The 14,459-nt window shown below is 42.8% G+C and carries 8 protein-coding genes; 7 read left to right on the top strand and 1 reads right to left on the bottom strand.

The window, feature by feature from the left end:
• The first annotated feature begins 503 nt into the window (after nucleotides 1–503).
• The 7 genes from tet(Q) (at nucleotide 504) to BQ8005_RS00235 (ending at nucleotide 12,298) form a co-directional block, all read left to right on the top strand.
• A complete protein-coding gene (gene tet(Q) / locus BQ8005_RS00265; protein ID WP_004291466.1) occupies nucleotides 504–2,429 on the top strand; it encodes a tetracycline resistance ribosomal protection protein Tet(Q) in 1,926 nt (641 codons plus the stop codon).
• A complete protein-coding gene (locus BQ8005_RS00260; RefSeq protein WP_004291467.1) occupies nucleotides 2,429–4,747 on the top strand; it encodes a hybrid sensor histidine kinase/response regulator in 2,319 nt (772 codons plus the stop codon). The genes tet(Q) and BQ8005_RS00260 overlap by 1 nt, the downstream gene beginning before the upstream one ends.
• Nucleotides 4,740–6,062 (top strand): sigma-54-dependent transcriptional regulator, encoded by a 1,323-nt coding sequence (locus BQ8005_RS00255; RefSeq protein ID WP_004291471.1) that lies wholly within the window; start codon nucleotides 4,740–4,742, stop codon nucleotides 6,060–6,062. The genes BQ8005_RS00260 and BQ8005_RS00255 overlap by 8 nt, the downstream gene beginning before the upstream one ends.
• A gap of 279 nt (nucleotides 6,063–6,341) precedes the next feature.
• Nucleotides 6,342–6,764, top strand: a complete 423-nt coding sequence (locus BQ8005_RS00250; RefSeq protein WP_004291474.1) for a dihydrofolate reductase family protein — start codon at nucleotides 6,342–6,344, stop codon at nucleotides 6,762–6,764.
• A 238-nt stretch (nucleotides 6,765–7,002) separates the two neighbouring features.
• Complete coding sequence (locus BQ8005_RS00245) at nucleotides 7,003–7,608, top strand: RteC domain-containing protein (protein WP_004304269.1); 606 nt, start codon at nucleotides 7,003–7,005, stop codon at nucleotides 7,606–7,608.
• 301 nt (nucleotides 7,609–7,909) lie between these two features.
• On the top strand, nucleotides 7,910–9,040 hold the full coding sequence (locus BQ8005_RS00240) for an ATP-binding protein (protein ID WP_004291480.1): 1,131 nt from the start codon (nucleotides 7,910–7,912) through the stop codon (nucleotides 9,038–9,040).
• A gap of 45 nt (nucleotides 9,041–9,085) precedes the next feature.
• The gene (locus BQ8005_RS00235) at nucleotides 9,086–12,298 is read left to right on the top strand and encodes a P-loop NTPase fold protein (RefSeq protein ID WP_075316683.1); all 3,213 of its coding nucleotides are present in this window, start codon (nucleotides 9,086–9,088) and stop codon (nucleotides 12,296–12,298) included.
• 131 nt (nucleotides 12,299–12,429) lie between these two features.
• Here BQ8005_RS00235 and mobC read toward each other — a convergent pair whose 3' ends face one another.
• The gene (mobC, locus tag BQ8005_RS00230; RefSeq protein ID WP_004291482.1) at nucleotides 12,430–14,448 is read right to left on the bottom strand and encodes a conjugal transfer protein MobC; all 2,019 of its coding nucleotides are present in this window, start codon (nucleotides 14,446–14,448) and stop codon (nucleotides 12,430–12,432) included.
• Nucleotides 14,449–14,459: the final 11 nt, after the last annotated feature.

The following is a 14,459-nucleotide window of genomic DNA, read 5'->3' as shown; positions in this document are numbered from 1 at the left end:
ATTCATGTCCATTTATGTAAAAAATTCCTGCTGACCTTGTTTATGTCTTGTCAGTCACCATTTGCAAAACCATATTTGACCCTCAAAGAGGCTGAATTTGATAAGTAACTTGCTACATACTCATAATAAGGAGCTAAATAGAACACGAATGGGAAATACACAAATGCTAAACTAAAGAAGATATTGGCCAAAATAAACGCTATACCGAGAGAGAAACTTGATTTTTCAACTTCCTAAAACGGTGTTGTTCAAACATTTCTACTTATTTGTACTTGCCAGTTGAACCTACGCTTCCCTAATAAAATGTCTATGGTAAAAAGTTAAAAAATCCTCCCACTTTTGTTAGATATATTTTTTTGTGTAATTTTGTAATCGTTATGCGGCAGTAATAATATACATATTAATACGAGTTAGTAATCCTGTAGTTCTCATATGCTACGAGGAGGTATTAAAAGGTGCGTTTCGACAATGCATCTACTGTAGTATATTATTGCTTAATCCAAATGAATATTATAAATTTAGGAATTCTTGCTCACATTGATGCAGGAAAAACTTCCGTAACCGAGAATCTGCTGTTTGCCAGTGGAGCAACGGAAAAGTGCGGCCGTGTGGATAATGGTGACACCATAACGGACTCTATGGATATAGAGAAACGTAGAGGAATTACTGTCCGGGCTTCTACGACATCTATTATCTGGAATGGAGTGAAATGCAATATCATTGACACTCCGGGACACATGGATTTTATTGCGGAAGTGGAGCGGACATTCAAAATGCTTGATGGAGCAGTCCTCATCTTATCCGCAAAGGAAGGCATACAAGCGCAGACAAAGTTGCTGTTCAGTACTTTACAAAAGCTGCAAATCCCGACAATTATATTTATCAATAAGATTGACCGTGCCGGTGTGAATTTGGAGCGTTTGTATATGGATATAAAAACAAATCTGTCGCAAGATGTCCTGTTTATGCAAACTGTTGTCGATGGATCGGTTTATCCGGTTTGCTCCCAAACATATATAAAGGAAGAATACAAAGAATTTGTATGCAACCATGACGACGATATATTAGAACGATATTTGGCGGATAGCGAAATTTCACCGGCTGATTATTGGAATACGATAATCGCTCTTGTGGCAAAAGCCAAAGTCTATCCGGTGCTACATGGATCAGCAATGTTCAATATCGGTATCAATGAGTTGTTGGACGCCATTTCTTCTTTTATACTTCCTCCGGCATCAGTCTCAAACAGACTTTCAGCTTATCTCTATAAGATAGAGCATGACCCCAAAGGGCATAAAAGAAGTTTTCTTAAAATAATTGACGGAAGTCTGAGACTTCGAGACGTTGTAAGAATCAACGATTCGGAAAAATTCATCAAGATTAAAAATCTAAAGACTATTTATCAGGGCAGAGAGATAAATGTTGATGAAGTGGGTGCCAATGATATCGCGATTGTAGAAGATATAGAAGATTTTCGAATCGGAGATTATTTAGGTGCTAAACCTTGTTTGATTCAAGGATTATCTCATCAGCATCCCGCTCTCAAATCCTCCGTCCGGCCAAATAAGCCCGAAGAGAGAAGCAAGGTGATATCCGCTCTGAATACATTGTGGATTGAAGACCCGTCTTTGTCCTTTTCCATAAACTCATATAGTGATGAATTGGAAATCTCGTTATATGGTTTGACCCAAAAGGAAATCATACAGACATTGCTGGAAGAACGATTTTCCGTAAAGGTCCATTTTGATGAGATCAAGACTATCTACAAAGAACGACCTATAAAAAAGGTCAATAAGATTATTCAGATCGAAGTACCACCCAACCCTTACTGGGCCACAATAGGGCTGACTCTTGAACCCTTACCGTTAGGGGCAGGGTTGCAAATCGAAAGTGACATCTCCTATGGTTATCTGAACCATTCTTTTCAAAATGCCGTTTTTGAAGGGATTCGTATGTCTTGCCAATCTGGTTTACATGGATGGGAAGTGACAGATCTGAAAGTAACTTTTACTCAAGCCGAGTATTATAGCCCGGTAAGTACACCTGCTGATTTCAGACAGCTGACCCCTTATGTCTTCAGGCTGGCTTTGCAACAGTCAGGTGTGGACATTCTCGAACCGATGCTCTGTTTTGAGTTGCAGATACCCCAAGTAGCGAGTTCCAAAGCTATTACAGATTTGCAAAAACTGATGTCTGAGATTGAAGACATCAGTTGTAATAATGAGTGGTGTCATATTAAAGGGAAAGTTCCATTAAATACAAGTAAAGACTATGCCTCAGAAGTAAGTTCGTACACTAAGGGCTTAGGCATTTTTATGGTTAAGCCATGTGGGTATCAAATAACAAAAGACGGTTATTCTGATAATATCCGCATGAACGAAAAAGATAAACTTTTATTCATGTTCCAAAAATCAATGTCATTAAAATAATGGAGCGGTCAGGAAATTTCTATAAGGCAATACGGTTGGGATATATACTTATCTCCATTCTTATCGGATGTATGGCATATAATAGCCTCTATGAATGGCAGGAGATAGAAGCATTAGAACTTGGCAATAAAAAAATAGACGAGCTCCGAAAAGAAATAAACAATATCAATATTCAAATGATAAAATTTTCTCTATTGGGTGAAACAATACTGGAATGGAACGATAAAGATATCGAGCATTACCATGCACGGCGTATGGCAATGGACAGTATGCTCTGCCGTTTCAAGGCCACCTATCCAGCAGAGCGCATCGATAGTGTGCGCAGTCTTTTAGAGGATAAGGAACGACAGATGTTCCAGATAGTCCGGTTAATGGATGAACAACAATCTATTAACAAGAAGATAGCCAATCAAATTCCGGTTATTGTACAGAAAAGTGTGCAGGAACAGTCCAAAAAGCCAAAACGAAAAGGTTTCTTAGGCATATTCGGCAAAAAAAAGGAAGTAACTCCAGCAGTATCAACCACTATCCTTCATTCGGTCAATAGAAACGTAATCAGCGAACAGAAAGTGCAGGATCGCCAATTGTCGGAACAAGCCGACAGCCTTGCAGCTCGTAATGCAGAACTTAACAGACAACTGCAAGAATTGATTTGCCAAATAGAAGAAAAGGTACAAACCGAACTGCAAAGCCGGGAAAACGAAATAGTTGCCATGCGTGAAAAGTCATTTATGCAAGTAGGCGGTTTAATGGGATTCGTTCTTCTATTGTTGTTAATTTCCTACATCATCATACATCGTGATGCAAAAAGCATTAAACAATACAAGCACAAGACAACTGATTTGATAAGGCAACTGGAACAATCCGTACAACGGAACGAGGCACTGATAACGTCAAGGAAGAAGGCGGTACATACTATCACCCATGAACTGCGCACACCGCTGACAGCAATAACAGGCTATGCCGGACTGATACGGAAAGAACAGTGTGAGGATAAGTCCGGGCAGTATATCCAAAACATACTGCAATCCTCCGACCGTATGCGGGATATGCTTAACACTTTGCTTGACTTCTTCCGCCTGGACAACGGCAAGGAACAGCCCCGTCTGTCACCCTGCCGGATTTCAGCAATCACGCACACACTTGAAACGGAGTTCATGCCTGTTGCCGTGAACAAAGGGCTGTCCTTGTCCGTGAAGACTGGACACGATGCCATTGTATTGACCGACAAAGAGCGAATAATACAAATCGGGAATAACCTGCTGTCAAACGCTGTCAAGTTCACAGAAGAAGGCGGTGTTTCTTTGATTACTGAATATGATAATGGAGTTCTGACACTGGTCGTTGAAGATACAGGTACAGGCATGACAGAAGAGGAACAGAAACAAGCGTTCGGTGCGTTTGAACGTCTATCAAATGCCGCCGCAAAGGAGGGTTTCGGGCTTGGGCTTGCCATAATGCGTAATATTGTGTCGATGCTTGGCGGAACAATCCGTTTAGACAGCAAGAAAGGGAAAGGCAGTCGTTTCACAGTTGAAATTTCTATGCAGGAAGCTGAAGAACAGCTTGGATATACAAGCAATACACCTGTTTATCATAACAATAAATTCCATGATGTTGTCGCCATTGACAATGATGAGGTATTACTTCTGATGCTGAAAGAGATGTATTCCCAAGAAGGAATACACTGCGACACTTGCACCGATGCTGCGGCACTGATGGAAATGATACGCCAGAAAGAATACAGCCTGTTGCTGACAGACTTGAATATGCCCGATATAAACGGTTTCGAATTGCTGGAACTGTTGCGTTCGTCCAACGTGGGCAATTCACCAACAATCCCGGTGGTTGTGGCAACCGCTTCGGGCAGTTGTAACAAAGGGGAACTATTGGCAAAAGGCTTTGCCGGATGCCTGTTCAAACCGTTCTCCATATCGGAACTGATGGAGGTTTCCGACAGGTGTGCCATAAAAGCGACACCGGACGGGAAACCGGACTTTTCCGCCTTATTGTCCTATGGCAATGAAGCCGTCATGCTGGAAAAGTTGATAACTGAAACAGAAAAGGAAATGCAGGCGGTACGGGATGCAGCAAAAGAAAAAGACCTGCAAAAGCTGGATTCCCTGATCCACCACCTGCGCAGTTCGTGGGAGGTGCTCCGTGCCGACCAACCGCTGAATGTACTTTACGGATTGCTTCGTGGCGATGCTCTCCCGGATGGTGAAGCGTTAAGCCATGCCGTGACTGCCGTGCTGGATAAGGGAGTGGAAATAATACGGTTGGCAGAAGAGGAAAGGAGAAAATACGAAGATGAATAAGACAAAAATAATTGTGGTGGAAGACAACATCGTGTATTGCGAATATGTCTGCAATATGCTGTCACGGGAGGGCTACCGCAATATGAAGGCTTACCACCTCTCAACCGCGAAGAAACATCTGCAACAGGCAACAGATAATGATATCGTGGTTGCCGACCTGCGTCTGCCTGACGGCAGTGGCATAGACCTTTTGTGCTGGATGCGAAAGGAGGGAAAGATGCAGCCCTTCATCATTATGACCGACTACGCCGAAGTTAATACCGCCGTGGAAAGCATGAAACTCGGCTCGATAGACTATATTCCCAAACAGCTTGTGGAGGATAAACTTGTCCCCCTGATCCGTTCCATACTGAAAGAACGTCAGGCAGGACAACGCCGTATGCCTATATTCGCCCGTGAAGGTTCCGCCTTTCAGAAAATCATGCACCGCATAAGGCTGGTAGCCGCCACCGATATGAGCGTGATGATATTTGGTGAGAACGGCACGGGCAAGGAGCATATTGCCCACCTGTTGCATGACAAGAGCAAACGTGCAGGCAAGCCATTTGTGGCGGTGGACTGCGGTTCACTCTCCAAAGAGCTTGCACCGTCGGCTTTCTTCGGACACGTCAAAGGTGCATTTACAGGTGCGGACAATGCCAAGAAAGGATATTTCCATGAGGCGGAAGGCGGCACGTTGTTTCTGGACGAGGTAGGAAACCTCGCGTTGGAAACCCAACAGATGTTGCTCCGTGCCATACAGGAGAGGCGGTATCGCCCGGTCGGAGACAAGGCAGACCGGAATTTCAATGTCCGCATCATCGCTGCTACCAATGAAGATTTGGAGGTATCGGTGAATGAAAAGCGTTTTCGGCAGGATCTTCTGTACCGCCTGCACGACTTCGGGATAACCGTTCCTCCGTTGCGTGACTGTCAAGAAGACATTATGCCGCTGGCAGAGTTCTTCCGTGATATGGCAAACAGAGAGCTGGAGTGTAGCGTGAGCGGGTTCAGTTCCGAAGCACGTAAAGCGTTGCTGACACACGCATGGCCGGGCAACGTGCGGGAACTTCGGCAGAAAGTTATGGGTGCTGTATTGCAGGCGCAGGAAGGTGTTGTCATGAAAGAGCATCTGGAACTTGCCGTGACGAAACCGACCTCTACTGTCAGCTTCGCCTTGCGCAATGACGCGGAGGATAAGGAGCGGATATTGCGTGCGTTGAAACAGGCAAACGGCAACCGGAGTGTCGCCGCAGAACTGCTCGGCATAGGCAGGACAACACTATACAGCAAACTTGAAGAGTATGGACTTAAATATAAATTCAAGCAATCATAGCCCGTAATTCACTGAATTTGGCTATCTTTGCATAACATTTGAGAAAAACGGCGATTGGCAGGAGCTTTTCGCCGCCAACATATAGGATAAGACCGCAAGGCGTTTCAAGCGAAAATCTGGTAAATTGGAACTACGGAGACGATTGCGTGATGCTTATGCTATGCTTACGCATAGCGTGCATTCACGTACTCTCCGTAAAGGCTTTACCAGAGCCATCGCTTGAAGGTAGTGTGAATTGCACGCTACTTTTTTACCCTTGCCTAACGAAAGGAAACGATTATGGGTAAAGTTCAGATTCTCGCCGTACTGACGATGGACGGATGTCTTTCTTCAGAGTTATATGATAAAGCACATCAGGATTTGTGCCTTGACCGTTGCGGTCTTGATGAAATCAGGAAGAAAGCCTTTTACCGTGTGACACCGGACTATTCCATTTCAATGCTGCACGAATGGAGAAAAGACTGCACAAACATCCGTTACCTCGCGGAAGCCACACCGGACACGGCAGACTATATAAACGGACTGCTGCGGATGCACGCTGTGGATGAAATCATACTATACACCGTTCCTTTCATATCCGGAAGCGGACGACATTTTTTTAAGTCGGCTCTGCCAGAGCAACACTGGACGCTTTCCTCTTTGAAAAGCTATCCCAACGGTGTATGTCGCATTATCTATATCCTTGATAAAAAAGCAAGATAGCCAAAATGTGCGGCAAGCATACATTTCTATTTTCAGGAATAGAATAAATGTTCCGATTACAAACAATTTAAGTCGGAGATAATTTGTCCTTGTGAAAAAATACTGAATTTTATACCTCTGAAATCCAGCACTTTGTAAAATTGAGTGTTGGATTTTTTATTTTCTGCCGCGTTTTTTGCCAATTATATTCATGTGCGCACGCAGAAAACAAAGTGTAATTTTCAAAATTGACAGAACCATGAATTATTTCTTGCTGGCGGAAACCGACTTTTTCCGCCTGATAAACGAAGCCGGCGACTGCAATATGGAAACGGCATACACGGCTTTCGCCACCCAAGTGATCGAACTGTGCAACGGCGGCATGGACATGAACCTTACCGTCATCGCGCTTGCCTACATCGAAATCGAGTTGCAGCACCATCCCGTACGTAATCTGTCAGAAGAAAAAAGAGAGATTGCCGCCTACGTCAGCAAGGCTCTGTCTTTCGTAAGAAAGATGCAGAAATTCCTTGCCACGCCCCAAGTGCCACCACTAATATCCGCCAACAACGCAACAGAAACCACCGCCAGCCTTCTTCAATGGACGGGCAATGCCATCGACCTCGTGGAACTTATCTACGGCATAGACGTGATGGGCTGCATCAACAACGGCAATATGCCGCTCAAACAGCTCGCCCCACTTCTCTATAAGATATTCGGGGTTGATTCTAAAGACTGCTACCGCTTCTACACTGATATCAAACGCCGGAAGAACGAAAGCCGCACCTATTTCATTGACAGGATGCAGGAAAAACTGAACGAGAGAATGTTGCGTGATGAGGAGTTGGAGCGGATGAGAAAATAAAAAAATATCCATTACATATGAGAAGACAGGAATACTCGTATCCTGTCTTTTTATTTTCATTTAATTATATATTAATTAGCACAATATATGTGAGTTTTTCATTCCTATAAGGACAAATTTCAGAAACGTATGTCTGGTAAATTATTGAGTCATCATAGTATGAACATATATCATTACTAAAAACAATGAAACAACTTCCATAAGATTGTGGTTGTAAAAATCGCCATTTAATAGCCCGTTTTTTTTGTAAAATTCGCCAATTAAAAAAATATGATTATCTTTGCATTATATTTTATAAGGTATGGAAACAGTAAATAGAATACTTCAAGAGAAGATTACAGCACGAATCGCGCCCAATAAAGCAGTACTGATTTTTGGTGCTCGCCGTGTTGGTAAAACGGTAATGATGCGTAAAATTGTGGACAACTATTCAGGTAGGACGATGATGCTCAACGGCGAAGACTACGACACATTAGCACTATTGGAGAATCGCTCAATAGCCAATTATCGGCATTTATTGGATGGTATTGATTTGCTGGCTATTGATGAGGCACAGAACATACCACAAATCGGTAGTATTCTGAAGTTGATAGTTGATGAAATACCGGGAATAAGTGTCTTGGCAAGTGGTTCTTCGTCATTCGATTTGCTGAATAAGACTGGTGAACCGTTGGTCGGCCGCAGTACGCAATTTCTCCTTACACCATTCTCGCAACGGGAAATCGCACAGACGGAAACGGCACTTGAAACCCGCCAGAACCTCGAAGCGCGCTTGATTTACGGTTCCTATCCCGAAGTAGTAATGATGGAGAACTATGAACGTAAAACAGACTACCTACGTGATATTGTCGGTGCATACCTGCTTAAAGATATCTTAGCAATTGACGGCTTAAAAAATTCGAGCAAGATGCGCGATCTACTGCGATTGATAGCTTTTCAGTTGGGCAGCGAAGTTTCTTACGAAGAGTTAGGTAAACAACTCGGCATGAGCAAGACGACCGTTGAAAAATACCTCGACCTATTGGAAAAGGTCTTCGTTATCTATCGTCTGGGGGCTTATTCGCGTAACCTACGCAAGGAGGTTACAAAAGCTGGCAAGTGGTACTTCTACGACAACGGCATTCGCAATGCCATTATCGGGGCTTTCTCACCGCTGGCCATTCGGCAGGATGTCGGTGCGCTGTGGGAGAACTACATCATCGGAGAGCGGCGCAAAGCGAACTTCAATGAGGGACTGCACAGGGAGTTCTATTTCTGGCGCACCTACGACAAACAGGAAATCGACCTGATTGAGGAGAGTGCCGACAGTCTTACCGCCTTGGAGTTCAAGTGGGGAAATAAAATGCCGGCCGCACCGAAAGCCTTCCAAGAAGCCTATCCCTATGCCGAGTTTCATGTGGTAAATCGGGAGAATTATTTGGAGTTCGTATAATCAATAAATTAAAAACTACAATCCAAACAGCAATATCCGCGGTTTATCCAAAATAAACCGTGTGGTATTGACAAATTCGATGGAGGTTCGCAAGAAAGGTTGGCAAAAACTATTGCTCGCCATTTTTGTCAGAATGATTCATTGGATGAGGAATGTACTTTACCTCGAATTATCGGCATCGAAGGTATTTGGGGATCTGGAAAATCCAACGTGGTTAAAATGTTGGAACGTGAATTATCAGACGACTATTACTTTTTTGAGTATGACGCATGGGGACATCAAGAGGACTTGCAACGCCGCTCTATATTGGAATTGCTTACAAGCAAACTTATTGATGATGGTATCCTATCTGGAAATGCAACAATAAAAGTCAAAGGTGGAGGTACGAAAACCGTATCATGGTCTGAAAAGCTGAAATATTTATTAGCCCGTAAAACGGAGACCGTAACCGAAAAATATCCCCTTATCAGTAATGGTATGGTTGCGGCATTTTTGGTTGCAGTTTTAACTCCGATATTTACATTTATTGCGTATGCAGTAAAACCTACACCCACAACATGGTGGTTTTCTTTATTGTCTATTATCATAGCTGCACTGCCAGTTCTTATTGCATTGTGCGTTTGGAAATGGGCATATAGCAAAGATCATAAATATGGATGGAGTTATATGTTAGCTATTTATCAAGATAAAGTCGAAAAGGACGTTTGCTATGAGACTTTGAGCGAAGACGAACCAACGGTTTACGAGTTCAAAACATGGATGCAAGACATTTCTGATTTTATCAAGGAAAAAGGACAACGTAAATTAGTCCTTGTTTTTGACAACATGGATCGTCTCCCCGCTGAAAAAGTAAAAGAATTATGGTCTTCTATCCATACGTTCTTCGCCGATAGCGGTTTTGAAAATGTTTGGGCTGTTATTCCTTTCGATGAAACACATTTAGCTTGTGCATTCGGAGATGAGACCGACGAACAAACGAAACAACTGACCAAGTATTTTATCAATAAAACTTTCCCTATTGTTTATCGTGTTGCTCCTCCTGTTATTACCGACTATCGAAGTATATTCAACAAACTGTTTGTTGAAGCATTTGGAGAAACAGAAAATGAAGCGAAAGAAACTATAAATCGGATATTCAGATTGGTAAATCCTAATGCCAATGTTAGGGAAATTATATCATATATCAATGAGATGGTCGCTCTTAAACAAGAGTGGTGTAACGAAATTTTGATGATAAACATAGCATTGTTCTGTTTGAAGAAGACGGATATTCTGGCAAATCCAGTAGAACAAATATTGTCCGGCGACTATCTGAATGGCATTCAAACAATAATTAACAATGATCTGCAAACACAACGCGAAATTGCAGCTTTGGTATATGGTGTCGATGTTGAAGATGCTCGACAAATTCCATTGAAAAAATATATTGAAGGCTGCATCAACGGAGAAGAAGACCACGACATAAATCAATATGCAGAGACTAATAAACAATTTGACACTGTATTAGAAGAAGTTATACAATGTATGGACAATGCGCTTATCGATAAGATTATACATTGTTTGCATAAATTAACTCGAAAGAGCGATGTTATTCTGCGTGTATGGCAAAGAATAGCACAATTGAAATTAAAAGAATCCATAGAGAAGCAGGTGTTCCCTGTCGAATACCAAGAACTGCTGTTGCATTTAGACACGGAAAGCCAAAACCATGTGATTGCTCAATTATATAAGAAGATAGTTCGGTTCAATGACTTCAATGGCGGCGACTATTTCAAAACGTTAGATGCAATAGACAGGTTTATTGCGCAAAATAAGTTGGCGTGCGATTTTACGTCATTGATTGAAGCAAAAACAGTCAAGCCAAATACATTTATCGATTATATTCAAGCTGCAAATGCAACAGATGCTGCCTATCGGGATAACGCGACAACTAAAGCATATAAATATTATCAAGTAGCAACAAATTCGGAGGCGCTCGATAATTATTTGGCAAACTTACTACCCGATAATTTCGACCATGCAGATATTGTAAAAACGTTAAAAGATAATTCTACCTATACGTTTCCAACGCTTTTGCAAGCGATCACGAATTGCATTGATGAACAGAATGTAAATAAAGATAATATAGGGGCTATATTTACAACCTATCGTTTATTGGCATCTGACGAAGAAAGACCTTTACCTGTAACGTTAGATTCAACCTACATAAATCAGTTGCATTCTGAATTAGAAACTGATGGCCGAAACATTAAAGAGTCTGGATATTACGATTTAGTCGCCATGCAATTGGCACATGGTCATTCCGTTTCCTTAATAGAGGGTGGAGATATAAAATATGTTGCAGAACTCATGGACTATTATGTGGATCATGGAGACTTATTAGTAAATAGTGTGGGATGGAATATACCGCTATTAAATGAAACACTACAATACATGGTAAATCATAAACTTGGCTATAAATTATTGCTCTCAGACATATTGCCCCAATTTGAAGATATTAAGAACAGAATAGGTGTAACGGATGAGGTATTTATCGAGCATTTAGCAGAGTGGAATACCGATTTGGATAAGTATATCACTAAGAACAATATTAAAGATGTAATTCCTGACGCATCTTTTTACGATTTGACCACTAAAATAAGCAATGTCCTGACCGATCATATCAATAAAATAGCGTTCGAAGCGTTGTCTGAAATAAGTGTTGATACATTATACGCCCAAAGAACAGCACATACATCATATTATTGGTTTGTCGCAATAAAACATTTACTGGCTAAAATCAAATCCTTGCCAGATAACTTGACTGAATTTGGCAAAAAGATTCTGATGGATATTGCTTCTGGAACTCAAAGTTTGAATCCTTTCCCTAATTGTTTCAAGAATATAGTTGAAAGATTGGATAAACGAAAAATTAAATCGACAGTTACCGATATAAGAAATGATTTCTGCATCGGTAAAAAGACTATCAATGCAATAAAGTTTCAATTTTTCGAAACATGGCTTAGATCGCATGGTAATTTGAAAAGTCAAGCTGGAGACGTTATTGATAAAATAGTGAAACCTGTAATTTCCGATGGGGCATGCCGTTCATTGATTCTGCAAAACAAAGATTTTTATATGGATTTAATAAATACAGCAGGGGATGATGCTTATGAATTGAAAAAGAGTCTCCGAAACCTCATACAAAAAGATTCAGATCCGCAATTGGTTAAATTTGTCAATTCGATAGATTCAGTACCTGAGGTTGAAACCGCGTAAGTATTTGTCTAACAAGTCCGAATTTTACGATTTTACCCGTCAGAACTGAAGTGCCCCCCAAAAAAATTGTATCCAACTTTTGGGGGTCACTTCAAACTTCGATAGGGATAATTTTCAATTTTGGGGACTTGTTAGACAGTCTCATTATCTGGTAGCAGTTTACACAGCACCGGATCGTTTTTGATACGCTCCAGTTCCTCCTGCACAATCTGCTTCACCTCTTCCTTGATGCGCCGGTAGTTCGCCTGCACCGTTTCCTTCATGCGGTCGTTGCCGTCCTCGTCCGTGAAGTTTGTAATGACGGGAATTTTCTTGTAGGCACTTTCTTCCCGTTTCACCTTTTCGGCATCCACCACAATCTCGCAATGAAAAATCTTCTGCTCGATACGCTCGTTGAAGTTGTCGGATACAGAACCGACAAACATTCCCTGCGTAAGCCCGGAAATCTTACTCGGTGGAATGAGCGCGTCCATCTGCGTGTTGATGGAGGTGGAAACATCCTGCCGGTTGATGGAGATGGACTGCCGTTTCTGCAACACCTTACCGAACCGCTCGGAGAGCGTCTTGGCTGTTTCCCCCACCACCTGACCGGAGAAAATATTGCCGACAGTGTTCATCACCACTTTCGCCTCTTTGTCCCCGTAGTCACGCACTAACTGGCTGAAATCCTGAAAGCCCAGACACACGGCAACCTTGTTGCTTCGGGCGGTAGCTATAAGATTGTCCAACCCTTTGAAGTATATTGTGGGCAACTCGTCGATGATGACCGATGACTTCAGCATCCCCTTCTTGTTGATGAGCTTCACGATACGGGAATTATACAGACCGAGTGCCGCACCGTAGATATTCTGACGGTCGGGATTGTTACCCACGCAGAGGATTTTCGGCTCTTCGGGATTGTTGATGTCCAGCGTAAACTCGCTGTCTGACATCACCCAGTAGAGCTGCGGTGAAATCATCCTCGAAAGCGGGATTTTTGCCGACGCTATCTGACCCATGAGCTGCTCCGCAGCCCCTCCAAGCCACGCATCCATGAACGGCGAAAGGTAGTTCTCCAGCTCCGGATAAGAGGTCAGTATCGGAAATATATCCTCGTAACGGCGGTTCAGAAACTCGATAGCATGGGGAAACGTGCAAAACTTCCCGTTCTGATAGATTTTGAGATACCAGATAATACTGGCAAACAGAATGATAGGTGACTCCACGAAGAAGTCGCCCTGCTTTTGCACCCACGTTTTATTGAGGTTGAGCATTATTGTGTAGGCACTCTCATAGGCATCCGTAATATCTTCCATAAAATCCGGGTGAATGGGATTGCACCGATGAGAGCGTCGCGGGTCGTCGAAGTTGATCACATAGAACTTCGGCTTTACCTTGTAGCCGTCCGGGTGGTTCAGCAAATGGTTGTAGGCAATAGTAGATAGGTCGGGATACTTGAAATCGTAGATGTATTGACTAAAGCCCTTTTCAATCTGTTGCTTGATAAAATTGTTTACCACGGCATAGGACTTGCCGCTGCCCGGCGTACCCAACACGATGGACGCACGGAAGGGATTAACTACATTGATCCAACCGTTGTTCCAGCGTTTCCTGTAATAGAAACGTGTCGGCAGATTGACCGAATACTCGCTTTCGATAAGCCTCGTTTCCTGCATGAAACTCTCGTTCTCGTTGTTGAAAACATCCTCCATCAAATTGTGTTTCAACAGGCGGCTCATCCACAGACCACCCATCAACAGGCAGACATAGCCCGTTCCAATGGTAAGGACATACAGTCCCGTCACCGCTTCAAGCGGCAGCGGCAGGGGCAGCAACCACCAGTTCAGGAAAAACAGCACGAACCCGACGGCAAATGCTGTCCAGATTCTCCCCCAAGTGATTTTCTCACCCTTGACACCCTTCGTACCCAGACAGGACAAGGCAAGCAAAAGGACGGAAAACAGCTTCGTGTAGAGAATGGAATGGAACAGCCCCGCCGTGCGGTCGAAGTTCAGAAGGATTTTGTCCACCACGCCGATGTTCACGCCCCACAGCCGGATGGCTTCGTAGCAGAACCAGTACACGTTCATGACCACTAAAATGATACTCACGGCACGCAGAAAATCCATGATTTTCGCCAATGCCCTCAAATCGTCTTCTTGTTGTGACATACATTGATTTT

Origin of the sequence: Bacteroides togonis, assembly GCF_900130135.1 — a bacterium.
Classification (GTDB): domain Bacteria; phylum Bacteroidota; class Bacteroidia; order Bacteroidales; family Bacteroidaceae; genus Bacteroides; species Bacteroides pullorum.
Note: the sequence above shows the minus strand (reverse complement) of the source record. Positions and strands in the feature narration are given on the sequence as shown.